Here is a 15,506-nt window from a genome sequence, read left to right as displayed (position 1 = left end):
CGCGGCATTCTCTGTGGCTCAGCGGGTTCGGGACGTGCCCACCGCCGCTCGTCCGGCCATCAGCCGTGCCGGCTCGGCAGATGGCTACGCTCGCGGCGTGGAGCTGACGGGCGAAATCGGGCGTGGGGTGTGGCTGCTCGAGCGCGTCGGCAGCTGGGGCAGGGTCGGGGGCTCCGCGGGAACCGGGTTCGAGGCGTACGCACGGATCCTGCACCCCGTCGACGCACGCCGTGTGGTCTCGCCGGACGCCGACGAGCCGGGCGAGCGCACGGCGATCGACGCTGCCCGGTGGACGTGGGCGGAGGTCGCCGCCCGCAACGGCCGGGTGATGCACCCGCTCGTGCAGTGGTGCCGCCTCACGGACGACGAGACGGCCCTGTCCTTCGCCGACGGTTGGCAGGTCTCGCCGAGTGTCGAGGGGATGCTCGAGCCCGACCAGCTCGCCGCCCTGACGGAGCATCTGAGGCTCTCCACCGCCGCTGCCGATGATGTGACCGCCGGCGTCTGGAACGGGTGGGGCGAGCTCCACGGCAACGGTGCCGTCTACGTGTTCGTCGACGCCGACGCAGACCCGGTCGAGAGGGCGACCGAGCGTGCTCGAGCTGAGGCGGAGCGGAGGGATTCCGTCTGCGCTGACGTCCGTCGCGCGGCGGTGTCGGGGCCGTTCCTCGAATGGCCGGGCCGGGACTTCCTGCTGTTCGGCACGAGTCTGACCGAGCTCGCCGACCTGAGGCGGGTGAGTGCCGGCGAGTGTGATCCGGGCTGGGGGATCGGAGGAGTGCTGCCCCAGCTGCTGTGGCCTGCGGACCGGTCGTGGGTGGTGGCGAGCGAGATCGACTGGGACTCGACGATCGTCGCCGGCTCCCGCACGCTCGTCGAGGAGATCCTCGCCGACCCGCGGTTCGAGGCGTACGAGGTGGACGAGGACTCGGACCTCACCTGGGACGGCGACACTCTCAATGCCGAGACATCCGCTCGTCGACCCGACCTATAAGCGCACAGGTAACGGCGTGACGGAGCGACTGGGTCCGGGGCTGACCGGAGCGCTTCGGCCGGACCGTGCAGGTCGCAGGCGTCAGCGCGAGCGGACGATCGGCAGCTTCGTCCCCGCGGCCTCGCGCTCGTCGAGGACCTCGCGGCGGAACCGGAACAGCTTGGCGGGACGCCCGCCTGTGGAGTGCTCCACCTCGCCGGTCTCCTCGACCAGCTCCTGGTGCTCGACCAGCCGGCGGAAGTTCTGCTTGTGCAGGTGGTGGCCGGCCACCGCCTCGACCGTGGACTGGAGGCGGCCGAGCGTGAACGACTCCGGGACGAGCTCGAAGATCACCGGCCGGTACTGGATCTTGGCGCGCAGCCGACCGATCCCGGTGGCGAGGATCCGCCGGTGGTCGCGGTCCATCGGCCGCCCGGTCACCTCCGGGTCGGCGCTCGCACCGGCCTCCGGGACGAGCCCCGCCTCGTAGAGCAGCTCGTAGCGCTGCAGCGCCATGCCCGGCAGCCACGGCTGGCCCTCCAGGCCGAAGGTGACGGCGCACCGCAGGCGCCGGCGCTCGGCCAGCTCACGGTCCGGCGGCTCGTCCGCCCAGCGGCTCAAGGCTGGCGCGAGGTGGGCGTCGACGAGGTCGTCGCCCGCGCGTCGGTCCTCCCAGGGGAAGTACTCCAGCCAGCTCACCCACGAGTCCGTGGGGGAGGCGACCGTCGTGAGCCCGAGGTAGGAGATCTCCAGGGCCGGGTGGGGCGCGCGCCGCCGGTCGGCGAACGTGTAGAGCTGCTCGACGTACCCGAGGTCGTGGCCGGTCTGCCGGGTCACCCACGAGCGCATCCCGGCCTGCATCGACCGGTGCTCGGTCTGCAGGGGCCCCGACGGCAGCCGTCGCCCGTCCTCGGTGGTCAGGGCCAGGGGTTCGCCGTCGTGCACCGCCGTGATGACGGCGACCAGCTCGGCCTCCACCTGCTCGGCCACCTCGGTCATAGACCCTCCCGTCGTCGGACCGGGACCATCATGCCGCCTGTGGAGACACCGGGGCGCCGTCGGCCCGACTGACCGTGCACCTGTGCCACCTGGTCGCATGTTCGCCGGATTGACGGAAGAGTGGCCCCATGAGCGACTGGAGCGAGCACGCGATCTGGTGGCACGTGTACCCGCTCGGGTTCACGGGCGCCCCGGTGCGACCCACCGAGGAGGAGCGCGCCGCCGTCGAGGCCGAGCCCGCCCACCGCCTGGGCCACCTGACCGCGTGGCTCGACCACGTCGTCGAGCTCGGGACCAACGGGCTGCTCCTCGGCCCGATCTTCGCCGCCGAGACCCACGGCTACGACACCACCGACTTCTTCCGCATCGACCCGCGCCTCGGGGACGAGTCCGACCTCGATGACCTCGTCGCCGAGTGCCGCTCCCGCGGGATCCGGGTCCTGCTCGACGGCGTCTTCAACCACGTGGGCCGCGCCCACCCGCTGTACGAGGCGGCGCTCGCGGCGGGCGAGGGCTCGACCGAGGCCGACCTGTTCCGCATCGACTTCTCCGGGGACGAGCCCGTCGCCGAGGACTTCGAGGGGCACGACGCGCTCGTCGAGCTCAACCACGCGAGCCCGGCCGTCGAGGACCTCGTCGTCGAGGTGATGACCCACTGGCTCGCCCGCGGCGTCGACGGATGGCGCCTCGACGCCGCCTACTCCGTGCCGAACGACTTCTGGGCCCGCGTCCTGCCGCGCGTGCGCGAGGAGTTCCCGGACGCCTGGTTCATCGGCGAGGTCATCCACGGCGACTACGCGGAGTTCGTCGTCGAGGGCACGGTCGACGCCGTCACCCAGTACGAGCTGTGGAAGGCCACGTGGAGCTCGCTCAAGGAGGGCAACTTCTTCGAGCTCGACTGGACCCTCCAGCGGCACGACGAGTTCCTCGACGCCTTCGTCCCGCAGACCTTCATCGGCAACCACGACACCACGCGCATCGCCAGCCAGGTCGGCCAGGACCGGGCGGCGCTCGCGGCCGTTGCGCTCCTGACGGTCGGCGGTATCCCGTCGATCTACGGCGGCGACGAGTACGGCTGGGAGGGCGTGAAGGAGGAGCGAATCGGGGGCGACGACGAGGTCCGCCCGATCTTCCCGCCCACCCCCGAGGACCCCGACGAGCTCGACCCGGTCCACGCGCGGATGCTGCGCACCCACCAGGAGCTGATCGCCCTGCGCCGGCGCCATCCCTGGCTGACGACGGCGCGCACCGAGACCGTCGAGCTCACCAACGTCCGCTACGTCTACGAACCGGTCGGCGCGGAGGGGGAGCGCCTGCGGGTCACGCTCGACATCGAGGGCGCCCCGTGGGCGGAGATCGCCGACGCATCGGGCGAGGTGCTGCTCGTCGTCGGTCGCTGAGACCGACTCCCGTCCGCGGAGGGCCTGTGCAGTATTCGCGTGATCGCAGTGGAAGCGTCCTCGTAGCCTGACGACATGCACGCAGCACTCCCGCACGCGGACTGGCGGCCGCTTGTCGCGGCGCTCGCCAACCCGCACTGCCGACTCGTGTTCGCACAGATCGTGGTCGGCGAGTCGCCGGACAGCATCGGCGCGGACCTCGGGCCGACACGGCGGCGGCGCACGATCGACGCTCTCGTACGATCCGGTCTCGTCCGCGAGGAGGCCGGCACGTTCGAGGTCTGCGGCGACGTGCTGACCGACGCCCTGGCAGCCGGTGCGCCGGACCGGCCCGCGGGCCCCGAGAGATTTCTCGACGGCGACGGTCGCATCGATCGCTACCCCACCGACCTCGATGAGCGCCGCGCCCTGCTCCTGCTCCTCGCGAGGAAGACGGTCGGCGAGGGTGAGGTCATCCCTGAGCGGGAGCTGACCGACCGGCTGACGGCGGTCACCGACGATCCGGCCCGACTCCGGCGCGAGATGATCGACCACGAGGTGATGGAGAGGACCCGGTCCGGGTCCGAGTACGCGCGAGTCCGCGACGACGGGCACGTGGATCCTGATGCGAGCGCGACCAGCGGAGCCACGGCAGGCGGCGTGAGCAATCAGGGCTCGGACGAGCCCTCGCGGTAGATCTTCGCTCCCGAGATGAGGCCGTCGGCGATGTCGAGGACGGCCACGAGCGCGGCAGTCCGTGTCTCGTTCTCGTGCGTCCACCGCTCGGTCATCTCGACGGCGATCGCGCGCCCACCGTCGATCACCCGATGCAGGGTCAGCCGGGGCCGCAACGAGCGCATCGCGCCCCGGAAGAACTCCTGGAGCTCCCCCGCCGGTGCCGAGTAGTCGCCGGTCACCCATGTGGCATCGGGCGTGAAGTCTGCGAGCAGGCGGTCCGCATCGCCCTCGTTGAAGGCGTCGACATGGCGCCGGGCCAGATCTTCGGCTGTCGTCATCCCGGAAATGTAGCTGCCGGACCGCAGGCGGCCCTGACCGGCGCTCCGCCGTCGCCGTCCTGCTGCTCCCGACCGCATTCTCGACGCAGGGAGGGCACGTGGAAGGATCAGCAGGTGAGTGCAGCCGGTGGAACCCCGAACCCGCACGACGTCGCACCCGACGACGTGCTCGAGGCCGGTGGCGCCACGTACCGCATCGGCCGGGCGAGCGCGGAGGACGTGCCGGCGATCGTCGACCTGCTCCGCGACGACGAGCTCGGCGCCACACGCGAGCAGCACGACCTCGCCGTCTACGAGCAAGCGTTTGCGGCCATCGACCGCGACCCGAGCCACTACCTCGCGGTCGTGAGGGACGGGGAGGGCGTCGTCGTCGGGGTCATGCAGCTCACGCTCGTGCCCGGGCTCTCGCGCGGGGGAGCGCTGCGGCTCCACATCGAGGCTGTGCGGGTGGGCGCAACGACCCGAGGATCCGGCCTCGGGCGCGCGATGTTCGCGTGGGCGCACGACTACGGCCGCAGCCGGAGCGCCCGCCTCGTCCAGCTGACGTCAGACAAGTCGCGCACGGACGCGCACCGGTTCTACGACCGGCTCGGCTACCGCGCGACCCACGAGGGATACAAGCTCTCGTTGGAGTGATGGGGAGTGGGAGAGGCGGTGAGGGGCAGGTGGTCCTGGCCGTACAGCAGACCCCCGCACGTCGACCGTCCTGCCGCTCCCAACCGCAATCTCGACGACGACGAACCGCAATCTCGACGACGACGAACCGCAATCTCGACGAGCACCAACCGCAGTCTCGACGACGGGGTGGGGGCGGCGCGTGGGAGGATCGAGCCGTGAGCACTCCCGGCGGACCCCAGAGCCCCGACGACGCCGACACGCCCGACGAGTCGGCGATCAGCGAGTCCTTCCCGACGATCGACGAGGCGATCTCGGCCGCGGAGGACGACGCCGACCCCGAGCTCGCCGAGCGCATGGCCGAGGCCCGCGCCGAGGACGACGAGCGCGAGGCCGACCTCCAGGTGGTCCTGCGCTCGGGCCTGTTCGGCGGGCCCGACGACGACGTCGTCCGCGAGATCGCCGGCGACGCCGGCCGGGACGCGGAGTTCGACGACGACTACGAGGAGCTGTTCGTCAGCGACGACGAGCGGATCGACCCCGACGACGCGCACGTCCCCGACGACGACCCCCACGCGCCCCACGACGACGACCTCCCCTCCGGCGGCCCCGGGTCCTCGGACAACCCGACCGGCGAGGGCACGCCCGAGGAGGAGGCCGCGCTCGCCGAGCTCACCGCGCAGATCCTCGCCCGCACCCCGGAGCACGCCCCGCAGCCGAGCCTCGAGCGCGTCCGCGAGGCGCTCGACCTGCTCGGCAACCCGCAGGACTCCTACCCGGTCGTCCACCTCACCGGCACCAACGGCAAGACCTCGACCGCCCGGATGATCGAGGCGCTGCTGCGCGAGCGCGGCCTGCGCACCGGCCGCTTCACGTCCCCGCACCTGCACACGGTGCGCGAGCGGATCGCCCTGGACGGCGCGCCGATCTCCACCCCGGACTTCATCTCGGCCTACCACGACGTCGCGCCCTACCTCGATCTCGTCGACGAGCGGAACGTGGAGAACGGCGGCGTCCGCCTCAGCTTCTTCGAGCTCCTCACCGTGCTCGGCTACGCCGCGTTCGCGGACACCCCGGTCGACGCCGCCATCGTCGAGGTCGGCCTCGGCGGACGGTGGGACGCCACCAACGTGGCCCGCGGTCAGGTCGCCGTCCTCACCACCATCGAGCGGGACCACATGCGCTGGCTCGGCTCCACGCTGACCGAGATCGCCAACGAGAAGGTCGGCATCATCGAGGAGGGCGCGACCGTCGTCGTGGCCCGGCAGCACGAGGAGGTCGAGGACATCGTCCTCACCGCCGCGGCCACCGCCGGCGCCCGCCTCGTCCGCGAGGGCACCGAGCTCGAGGTCGTCGACCGGGAGACCGCCGTCGGCGGGCAGGTCCTCACGCTGAGCACCCCCGCGGGCGTCTACGAGGGGATCTTCCTCCCGCTCCACGGCGAGCACCAGGCCCGCAACGCGCTCCTCGCGCTCGCCGCCGTCGAGCAGTTCTTCGGCGGGGCGGCGCTCGCGGGCGACGTCGTCGAGCAGGCCTTCGCCGGCGTCTCCTCGCCGGGTCGCCTCGAGGTGGTCCGCGCCTCGCCGCTCATCATCGTCGACGCCGCGCACAACACCGCCGGCGTCGAGGCCCTGCGGGAGGGGCTGGCCGAGGCGTTCGACCTCGAGCACGTCGTCGGCGTCGTCGGCGTCATGTACGACAAGGAGGCGGAGACGATGCTCGGCGAGCTCGAGCCCCTCCTCGACGAGGTCGTCGTCACCGACGCCGGCACCGACCGCGCGATGCCCGCCGAGGAGCTCGCCGAGATCGCCCGCGACGTGTTCGGCGAGGACCGCGTCCACCTCGTCCCGCGCCTCGACGCCGCCCTCGACCGGGCCGCCACGCTCGCCGAGGCCGACCAGGAGGAGATCGTCACGAAGACGGCGGTCGTCGTCGTCGGGTCCGTGGTGCTCGCCGGCCGCGCGCGCGAGGTCACGGGACACACGCGCGGCTGAGAATCCGTCCACCGCCGACCCGCGGGAGTGACGCCGCCCCCGCGAGGCGGCAGGATGGTGCCCACCAGCCATCGAGGGAGATGCCATGAAGAAGTTCCTCAACGACCCGGCCCAGTTCGTCGACCAGTCCGTGGCCGCGTTCGGTCTCGCCCACGCCGACATCCTCAGCGTCCACCCCGACCCCCTGTACGTCGTGCGCAACGGTGCGCCGGTCGCCGGCCGGGTCGGCGTCATCTCCGGCGGCGGCTCCGGCCACGAGCCGATGCACGCCGGGTTCGTCGGGGAGGGCATGCTCGACGCCGCCGTCCCCGGTCCCGTCTTCACCTCGCCCTCGCCCGACCCGATCGAGGCCGCGACCCGCGCCGTCGACTCCGGCGCCGGCGTCCTCCACATCGTCAAGAACTACACGGGCGACGTCCTCAACTTCGAGACGGCCGCCGAGCTCGCGGACGACGTCGAGATCACCACCGTGCTCGTCAACGACGACGTCGCCGTCGAGGACTCCCTCTACACGGCCGGCCGACGCGGCGTGGCCGGCACGATCCTCGTCGAGAAGATCGCCGGCGCCTCGGCCGCCCGCGGCGACGACCTCGCCACCGTCACCGCCCTCGCCCAGCGCGCCGCGGACAACGTCCGCTCGATGGGCCTCGCGCTCGACTCGCCCGTCTCGCCCAGCACCGGCGAGCACTCCTTCGACCTCGGCGACGACGAGGTGGAGATCGGCATCGGCATCCACGGCGAGCCGGGCCGCCGTCGCATCCCGATGACGACCTCGGACGAGCTGACCGACCAGCTCACCGACCCCGTGATCGAGGACCTCGCGCTGACCGGCGGCGAGAAGGTCGTCCTCCTCGTCAACGGCATGGGCGCCACGCCCGACTCCGAGCTCTACCTCATCTACGGCCGCGCCCGCGCGCGCCTCGAGGAGAAGGGCGTCGAGGTCGTCCGCTCGAAGGTCGGCAGCCTCGTGACCAGCCTCGACATGGCCGGCGCCTCGGTCACCGTCCTCAAGGTCGACGACGAGCTGCTCGCCCTGTACGACGCCCCGGCCACGACCGTCGCCTGGACGCAGGGCTGAACGACGCCGGTCCGGCTGCCTCGGTGGCCGGGCCGGCGCACCGGCGCGGGTCGCCCGCGCCCACCGACGACGCGCACGCGGCAGGACCCCTGGCGGGCTGCGCACACCGACGACGCACGTGACGACCGACCGGAGGAGAGACATGAGCACGCTGGGCACGGACTGGGCGCTGGACTGGGTGAGCAGGGCGACGGCGACGATCGCCGAGCACCGCATCGAGCTCATCGACCTCGACCGCGCGATCGGGGACGCCGACCACGGCGAGAACCTCGACCGTGGCTTCTCCGCGATCGCGCCGCGCTTCGAGTCCGGCCCGCCCACCACGGTCCCCGAGGTGCTCAAGGGGGTGGCCAGCACGCTGATGTCCGTCGTGGGCGGCGCGGCCGGCCCGCTCTACGGGACGGCCTTCCTGCGCGGCTCGAAGCAGATCGGTGAGGAGGTCGACGCCGCCGGCGTGGCCGCCTTCCTCGAGGCCGCCCTCGAGGGCGTCAAGGCCCGCGGCCGCGCGACGGCGGGGGAGAAGACGATGGTCGACGCCCTCGTCCCGGCCCTCGAGGCCGCCCAGAAGGTCGCGACCGACGGCGGGGACGCCGCCGCCGCGCTCGAGGCCGCCGCCACCGCCGCCCAGGAGGGCGCCGAGGCCACCGTGCCGCTCGTGGCCACCAAGGGCCGCGCGTCCTACCTCGGCGAGCGCTCCGCGGGCCACATGGACCCGGGCGCTCGCTCGACGGCGCTCATCATCCGGGCGGCCGCCGACGCCGCCGCGGCACAGGCGTCCTGATGGGCCGCGTGGCGCTCGTCGCCGTCTCGCACTCGAAGGGGCTGGCCGACGGGGTCGTCGAGCTCGCGGCCCAGATGGCGGCCGACGTGCGGGTCGTCGGCGTGGGTGGCACGGACGACGGCCGGATCGGGACGAGCTTCGACGCCGTCGAAGCCGCCGTCACCGACCTGCTCGACGACGCTGAGGTGACCGGGGTCGTGCTCGTGGCCGACCTCGGGTCGGCGGCGATGACGATCGACTCGGTCCTCGAGATGCACGACGACGAGCCCGTCCGGCACGCCTCCGGTCCGCTCGTCGAAGGCGTCGTCGCGGCCGCCGTCGAGGCGCAGGGCGGCGGGGACCTCGCGGCCGTGGCCGGAGCGGTCGCGGCTGCGGCGCGCAGCCTCGTCGAGAGTGCGGGTGGGGACGACGCGGGGCCGGCCGGAGCCGACGGGGCCGAGGTCTCGACCGGTGACTCCGACGACGACGCGGGCTCGGCACCCGCGGGAGACGCCGTCACGGAGACCGTCGTCATCGAGGACCCGATGGGCATGCACGCGCGTCCCGCGGCAGCCATCGCCACGACCGCCGCCGGGTTCACCGCGGCCGTGACGATCGACGGCGCCGACGCCCGCAGCGTGCTCGCCCTCATGGCGAAGAACATCAAGGCCGGCACCGAGCTCACCGTCCAGGGCACCGGGGCGGACGCCGCCGAGGCCGTCGCCGCCGTCGTCAAGGTGATCGCGGACGCCACGGGCTGACGGACGGTCAGCCGTCGAGTGCGGCGTAGACGATGAAGTTGTCCTCGAGCATCCCGGTCTCCGGGTTGAGGCCGTCGCAGGTGATGAGCCGGAGCTCGGGCCCCGGCGTGTTCCCGTAGACGTCGAGCGTGGGGAACTCCTGCTGGTAGAACTGCTCGGTCCGGTAGACGGTGAAGGTCGCCACCGAGCCGTCGTCCCGCGTGACCTCCACGGTGTCGCCGACCTCCGTGCTGGGCAGGTCGGCGAAGATCCCGGGGCCGCCCTCGCTGCCGTTGCGGTGCCCGAGGACGACGGACGGTCCGGCCTCGCCCGGGGTGGGCGAGTGGACGTACCAGCCGGCCGGCGACCCGAGGTTGTACGGCGGGACCTCGATGACCCCGTTGTCCTGGATCCCGAGGTCCATGACGTCGGAGTCGACGCCGAGGCCGGGGATCTCGATCCGGGCGGGCTCCGAGGCGGGTAGGGCGGCCGGCACGGCATCCTCCGGCGCACCGTCCTCGCCTTCCGCGCCCGCGCCGTTCGCGCCCTCGCCGCCGTCGCCCGGACCCGTCGACGGAGCCTCCGTCGCCGATCCGCTCCCGGACCCGGTGTCCGACTCGCTCCCGGGGGAGGGAGCAGGACCCGCCGACGCCGGCGGTGCGCCGGGGGTCGCGCCGTCGGTGGGCGAGTCCTGCTCCCCGTCCGGGGCGCTCGACGACGACGGGCCGACCGGGTCGGAGTACTCGGGCTCGTCGGCCCCCGAGCAGGAGCCGAGAGCCAGGAGCGCGGCCGCCGCGCAGGCCGTGAGGCCCACGCGGCGGCCGTGGATGCGAGGCATCGTCAGTCGCTCCTCGTCGCTCAGGCGGTGGCGGCGCGACGCTTGAGCGCCCAGGCTCCGCCGCCGACGACGCCCAGACCCAGGACGCCCGCGCCGATCGCGAGGGCGGCGCCGTCGTCGGACTGCTGCACCGGCGAGCCGGTGTCGGCCCCGCCGTGCGGCATCTCGCCGACCTGCGAGACCGTCACCGCGCCGCAGGCGGCGGGCAGGGTCGCCGCGAGGGGCAGCGCCGGGTCGAGCTCGCTCTGGGCGCCGGCCGCGGCGTCGGACAGGTTGGCGGGGTCGACGCCGTGGACGACCACGACGGCGGTCCCGTCCGCGAGGGCGGCCACGGTGTCGTCGTCGAGCTCGACGGTCCGCTCGTAGGTGTAGGACGAGCCGCCCGGGAAGCGGTCGACGGCGAGCCCCGAGTCAGGGCTCGTGTCGCCCTCGGTCGTCAGCGAGGTCGCGATCATCCCGTAGAACGGGTGTCCCTCCTCGACGTTGACGGCGTCGTCGCCGTTCATGTCCGCCTCGGGGCCGGGGCACACGCCCTCGGCGCCGATGTGGATGTGCTGGGCGTGCGGGAACGGGCCGTCCATGAACGTCTCGGCCGCGCCGGAGACGTTCATGGACACGGTCGCCTCGTGGCCGTCGAGCTCGAGCCAGAAGTCGCCCGTGGTGCCGCTGTTGTTGAGCTCGCCGAGGTGGGCCTGGCCGGACCACGTGCCCTCGGCGTGGCTCCCGCCGTCGCCGCTGCCGTCGTCGTGCCCGTCGCCGTGCGCCAGGGCGGGAGCCGCCGCCAGCGTGAGCGCGCCGAGCGCGAGGGCGGGTGCCGCCAAGAACTTCGTCGTTCGCATGATGAGCTCCTTCGTGTTCCGTCGATCGGACACTCAGGGTTCGGAGCGGGTGGGCATCCGGATGGGTCCGGATTCCACGCAGTTCTCGTGCGGCTCGACCGGGCGCTGCTCGCGTTCCTCGGCCTCGCCGGCTGACCACGCCCGGCCGCGCGGCGGGCAGCGAGCCTAGGATCGAGTTTCCGCCGACCCACTCAGGGAGCCCCCGTGCCCATGCCCGCCCTCGTCGCCTTCGACCTCGACGACACCCTCGCGCCCTCGAAGCAGCCCCTGCCGGACCCGATGGTCCGCGCCCTGGCCGATCTGCTCGCGCGCGTGCCGGTCTGCGTCATCTCGGGCGGCGACGTCTCGCAGTTCCGCACCCAGGTGGTCGAGCGGATGGCCGGCCACGACCTCACCGACCTCCACCTCCTGCCGACCTGCGGGACCCGCTACCTGCGGATCGAGTCCGGTGAGCTCGTGCAGGTCTACGCCAACGAGCTCGAAGCCGAGCTCCGCGCGGCCGCGGCCGGCTCCCTCGAGCGGCGCGCCCGCGAGCTCGGCCTGTGGGAGAGCGAGACGTGGGGGCCGATCATCGAGGACCGCGGGACCCAGATGACGTTCTCGGCCCTCGGCCAACGCGCCCCCGTGGACGCGAAGAAGGCGTGGGACCCGACGGGGGAGAAGAAGGAGCGGCTGCGTGCCGCCGTCGCCGCCGACCTCCCTGAGCTCGAGGTCCGCTCCGGCGGGTCGACGTCGGTCGACATCACCGCCCACGGCATCGACAAAGCCTACGGCATGACGCGGCTCGCCGAGCGGACCGGCATCGACCTGGCCGACATGCTGTTCGTCGGCGACCGCCTCGACGAGGGCGGCAACGACCGGCCCGTCCTCGACCTCGGGGTGCCCTGCCGCGCGGTCGAGGGCTGGGAGGAGACGGCCGAGCTCGTGACGTCCCTCGTGGCAGATCTGGACGCCGCCCGTCGCTCGGCCGGCTGACCAGCACCGCCGACTGCGCGACCACCACCTCCTGCCGATCCTGCCCGAACGGCCTACCGTGGACGCGGTTCCGACCGGGAGGGGTGACATGAGCACCGTTCGATCACCACGCAGGGCCGCGCTCGCCGCGGCCGCCGCCACCGCGCTCGTCCTCGCCGCGTGCGGCACGGGCGGGGACGACACCGACGCCGGGCAGGAGTCCGGCTCCGGCGGCGGGTCGGCGGAGTCCGAATCGGCCGACAACGTCGCGGAGAGCGTGGCACCGACCGAGTCGCTCGTCCTCGAGGGCGACGGCACCGCGCGCTCGGTCGCCGCCTCCGAGACCTACTTCGCCTCCTCGCCGATCGTCGTCCTCGCCCCCGACGGCGCACCCCGTTCCGTCGAGGCAACCTCCGCCGCCGTGCACCTGGGCGTCCCGGTGCTCGTGGACGGCGACGACGCCGCCGAGGCCGCCGAGATCGAGCGGCTGGGCGCATCGACGGTCGTCGCCGTCGGGCCGGTCACGGTCCCCGACGACGTCGACGTGGACGTCGCCGCCCCGGCCGACGACGCCGAGCTGGCCGCGCTCGTCGGCGGGCCCGAGCTCGCCGAGGTGGGCGCGGCCGACGCCGTCCAGACCGTCGCCGCGAGCGCCGACGAGCTCGCCGTGGCCGCCCACGACTGGGATCCGGCCGCGGCGTCGGACGCGTCCGAGGAGGGAGGCGGCGCACAGGACGGCGCCGAGACTCCGAGCGACGCGACCGACGGAGGCGCCACCGACGAGTCGCCCTCCGACGCTCCCGGCGAGACTGCGACCGACAGCGCTGACGGCGCCGACGCCACCGACGACGCCACGACCGACGGCCCCGCCGAGACCGGCGATCACGAGATCGTCACCCAGCTTCCCGACCTCGGCGACACGGAGCCGGCCGGGGCCGAGACCGTCGCGCTGGGTGGCGGGACGCTCGACGAGCTCGCCGTCGCTGCCACGGCCCGGGCGGCCGGTGCCAACGTCGTCGTCGCGAACGGGGGAGACCCGCGCGCGAGCGCGGCGGGCGTCGAGGCCGTCCATTCTCTCGCGAACGACCTCGGCCTGGCGTCCGGTGGGGAGAGCGACTCCGACGCGCCCGGAGAGTCGACGAGCGACGGCACGGGGACCGAGGAGTCGGACACCGGCGCGGACGAGTCGGCCTCGGACCCGTCCGGCCCCGGGGCGGAGGGCACGGACGCGGCGGGGCTCGTCGTCGTCGGGCTCTCTCCCGACCTCGGTGACGCCGAGCAGCTGAGGAGCCGCACCGAGTCGGCCGCCACTGGTGTCCAGCTCCCGGCCGGCGGGCAGCTCGTCCTGCCTGAGCCGTCCGGCGACCAGGCCGGCGCGATGTACGTCGCCCTCTACGGCAGCCCGGACGGGGCCGCCCTCGGCGTGCTCGGGGAGCAGGGGCCGGAGGACACGATCACGCGCGCCGAGGAGGTCGCCGCCGAGTTCGACGGGCTCACCGACGAGACGGTGGTGCCGACCCTCGAGATCATCGCGACCGTGGCCTCGAGCGAGGCGGGCGACGACGGCGACTACTCCAGCGAGACGCCCGTCGAGCGCATCCGACCGCTCGTCGACCTCGCCGCCGAGCACGGGATGTACGTGGTCCTCGACCTGCAGCCCGGACGGACCGACTTCGTCACGCAGGCGCGGTTGTACGAGGAGCTGCTGCTCGAGCCGCACGTGGGGCTCGCGCTCGACCCCGAGTGGCGGCTGAGGCCCGACCAGGTCCACCTCACGCAGATCGGTCAGGTGCCGGTCGAGGAGGTCAACGAGGTCGTCACCTACCTCGCCGACCTCACCGACGAGCACGACCTGCCGCAGAAGCTCCTCGTCCTCCACCAGTTCCAGGTGCGGATGATCCCGGACGTCGACCAGGTCGACCAGTCGCGGGACGAGGTGCGGGTGCTCATCCACGCCGACGGCCAGGGCGGGCAGGGCGACAAGCAGGCCACGTGGCGCACGCTGCTGGCCAACGCCCCGTCCGTGACGGCGTGGGGCTGGAAGAACTTCTACGACGAGGACACGCCGCTGCTCGGCCCCGATGGCACGATGGCGGTCCAGCCGACGCCGGACCTCGTGACCTACCAGTAGCCGCGCGGGACGGAGCGAGAGACCGCCTCACCTGTCGAGAGTGCGGCTCAGGACCGAGCTTCTCGTCGAGAGTGCGGGTCAGGCGGCGCCGTGGCCCTCCGCGACCTCCTCGCCCTCGGCCACCGGGCCCGGGGGAGTGCCGTCGCCGAACGGCCGCCCGCCGAGCGCCTCGCGGCCGTGCGGCGTCAGCCAGCTCCACAGGTCCGGCCCCTTCGGCACGATCCCGGACGGGTTGATGTCCGTGTGCACCTCGTAGTAGTGCTGCTTGATCTGGACGAAGTCGATCGTGTCGCCGAACCCGGGCGTCTGGAACAGGTCCCGGGCGTACCCCCACAGGGCCGGCATCTCGCGCAGCAGGTTCCGGTTGCACTTGAAGTGCCCGTGGTAGACGGCGTCGAACCGGGCGAGCGTGGTGAACAGCCGGACGTCGGCCTCGGTGATCGTGTCGCCCACGAGGTAGCGGCGCTCCGTCAGCCGGTCCTCGAGCGTGTCGAGGGCGGTCCACAGGCGGTCGTACGCGGCGTCGTAGGCGTCCTGCGAGCCGGCGAACCCGCACCGGTACACGCCGTTGTTGACCTCGGTGTAGACGTGCCGCATGACCTGCTCCATCTCGTCGCGGTGCTCCGCGGGGAGGAGGTCGGGCGCGCCGTCGCGGTGGTGCTCGGTCCACTCCGTCGACAGGTCGAGCGTGATCTGGCCGAAGTCGTTGGTGACGACCTGGCCCGTGCGCTCGTCGACGATCGCGGGCACCGTGATGCCGCGCGAGTAGTGCGGGTCGCGCGCGAGGAAGGCGTCCTTGAGGCGCGGGATCCCGAGGACGGGGTCGACGCCGCCGGGGTCGAGCTCGAAGGTCCACGAGTCGGCGTCGTGGGTGGGGCCGGGCTGCCCGAGGGAGATGACGCCCTCGAGGCCGAGGAGGCGGCGAACGATGACCGTGCGGTTCGCCCACGGGCACGCGCGCGCCGCGACGAGGCGGTATCGGTTCGGCTCGACCGGGAAGTCGCCCGAGTCGGGTGCCGGGTCGCGGACGATCCGGGTGGGGATGTAGTTCGTGTCCCGGGAGAACTCCTTGCCCGGGACGGAGTAGGTCCCGCCGGTGGAGTGCTCGGGACGGCTCTCGGACGGCTGCTCGCTCATCGCCCCAGCCTACGAGGGCGGGTCTGCCGGGGACGGGACGAGAGCAAGGGCCG

The 15,506-nt window shown here is 73.3% G+C and carries 15 protein-coding genes; 10 read left to right on the top strand and 5 right to left on the bottom strand.

Annotated features, from left to right (window positions below; genetic code table 11):
- Window positions 1–97 precede the first annotated feature (97 nt).
- A complete protein-coding gene (locus ACPYO6_RS13360; protein WP_425715234.1) occupies window positions 98–994 on the top strand; it encodes a hypothetical protein in 897 nt (298 codons plus the stop codon).
- 81 nt (window positions 995–1,075) lie between these two features.
- Here the strand turns inward: ACPYO6_RS13360 and ACPYO6_RS13355 are convergent, their stop codons facing one another.
- Window positions 1,076–1,972, bottom strand: coding sequence for an NUDIX hydrolase (locus ACPYO6_RS13355; RefSeq protein WP_425715233.1), 897 nt, complete (start codon window positions 1,970–1,972; stop codon window positions 1,076–1,078).
- A 128-nt stretch (window positions 1,973–2,100) separates the two neighbouring features.
- On the opposite strand from ACPYO6_RS13355, the gene ACPYO6_RS13350 reads away from it, so the two are divergent.
- Window positions 2,101–3,372, top strand: a complete 1,272-nt coding sequence (locus tag ACPYO6_RS13350; RefSeq protein ID WP_425715232.1) for an alpha-amylase family protein — start codon at window positions 2,101–2,103, stop codon at window positions 3,370–3,372.
- 75 nt (window positions 3,373–3,447) lie between these two features.
- Window positions 3,448–4,047, top strand: a complete 600-nt coding sequence (locus ACPYO6_RS13345; protein WP_425715231.1) for a DUF2087 domain-containing protein — start codon at window positions 3,448–3,450, stop codon at window positions 4,045–4,047.
- Here the strand turns inward: ACPYO6_RS13345 and ACPYO6_RS13340 are convergent.
- Window positions 4,020–4,367 carry a nuclear transport factor 2 family protein gene (locus ACPYO6_RS13340; protein WP_425715230.1) on the bottom strand — a complete coding sequence of 116 codons (348 nt, stop codon included), beginning with the start codon at window positions 4,365–4,367 and terminating at the stop codon, window positions 4,020–4,022. The genes ACPYO6_RS13345 and ACPYO6_RS13340 overlap by 28 nt on opposite strands.
- A 114-nt stretch (window positions 4,368–4,481) precedes the next feature.
- Between ACPYO6_RS13340 and ACPYO6_RS13335 the strand changes: the two genes are divergently transcribed.
- The 5 genes from ACPYO6_RS13335 to dhaM all read left to right on the top strand — a co-directional run bounded on the left by ACPYO6_RS13335 (window position 4,482) and on the right by dhaM (window position 9,575).
- Window positions 4,482–5,003 (top strand): GNAT family N-acetyltransferase, encoded by a 522-nt coding sequence (locus tag ACPYO6_RS13335; protein WP_425715229.1) that lies wholly within the window; start codon window positions 4,482–4,484, stop codon window positions 5,001–5,003.
- 197 nt (window positions 5,004–5,200) lie between these two features.
- A complete protein-coding gene (locus tag ACPYO6_RS13330; protein WP_425715228.1) occupies window positions 5,201–6,976 on the top strand; it encodes a bifunctional folylpolyglutamate synthase/dihydrofolate synthase in 1,776 nt (591 codons plus the stop codon).
- Between the two features lie 85 nt (window positions 6,977–7,061).
- On the top strand, window positions 7,062–8,054 hold the full coding sequence (gene dhaK, locus ACPYO6_RS13325; protein ID WP_425715227.1) for a dihydroxyacetone kinase subunit DhaK: 993 nt from the start codon (window positions 7,062–7,064) through the stop codon (window positions 8,052–8,054).
- Between the two features lie 142 nt (window positions 8,055–8,196).
- Window positions 8,197–8,835 (top strand): dihydroxyacetone kinase subunit DhaL, encoded by a 639-nt coding sequence (gene dhaL / locus ACPYO6_RS13320; protein WP_425715225.1) that lies wholly within the window; start codon window positions 8,197–8,199, stop codon window positions 8,833–8,835.
- Window positions 8,835–9,575 carry a dihydroxyacetone kinase phosphoryl donor subunit DhaM gene (gene dhaM / locus ACPYO6_RS13315; protein ID WP_425715224.1) on the top strand — a complete coding sequence of 247 codons (741 nt, stop codon included), beginning with the start codon at window positions 8,835–8,837 and terminating at the stop codon, window positions 9,573–9,575. Before dhaL ends, dhaM begins: the two co-directional genes overlap by 1 nt.
- Window positions 9,576–9,582: 7 nt before the next feature.
- On the opposite strand, the gene ACPYO6_RS13310 is transcribed toward dhaM, so the two are convergent.
- Window positions 9,583–10,392 carry a class F sortase gene (locus ACPYO6_RS13310; protein WP_425715223.1) on the bottom strand — a complete coding sequence of 270 codons (810 nt, stop codon included), beginning with the start codon at window positions 10,390–10,392 and terminating at the stop codon, window positions 9,583–9,585.
- 20 nt (window positions 10,393–10,412) lie between these two features.
- Window positions 10,413–11,231 carry a hypothetical protein gene (locus tag ACPYO6_RS13305; RefSeq protein WP_425715222.1) on the bottom strand — a complete coding sequence of 273 codons (819 nt, stop codon included), beginning with the start codon at window positions 11,229–11,231 and terminating at the stop codon, window positions 10,413–10,415.
- A gap of 210 nt (window positions 11,232–11,441) precedes the next feature.
- Between ACPYO6_RS13305 and ACPYO6_RS13300 the strand changes: the two genes are divergently transcribed.
- A complete protein-coding gene (locus ACPYO6_RS13300; protein WP_425715248.1) occupies window positions 11,442–12,206 on the top strand; it encodes an HAD-IIB family hydrolase in 765 nt (254 codons plus the stop codon).
- Window positions 12,207–12,294: 88 nt separating this feature from the next.
- On the top strand, window positions 12,295–14,316 hold the full coding sequence (locus ACPYO6_RS13295) for a hypothetical protein (RefSeq protein WP_425715221.1): 2,022 nt from the start codon (window positions 12,295–12,297) through the stop codon (window positions 14,314–14,316).
- Between the two features lie 78 nt (window positions 14,317–14,394).
- Here ACPYO6_RS13295 and ACPYO6_RS13290 read toward each other — a convergent pair whose 3' ends face one another.
- Window positions 14,395–15,453, bottom strand: coding sequence for a glutathione S-transferase family protein (locus ACPYO6_RS13290; protein WP_425715220.1), 1,059 nt, complete (start codon window positions 15,451–15,453; stop codon window positions 14,395–14,397).
- Window positions 15,454–15,506 lie beyond the last annotated feature (53 nt).

It is taken from the genome of Georgenia sp. Z1344 (assembly GCF_049856295.1).
Lineage (GTDB): Bacteria > Actinomycetota > Actinomycetes > Actinomycetales > Actinomycetaceae > JB111.
This window is presented reverse-complemented; position numbering and strand designations above follow the sequence as displayed.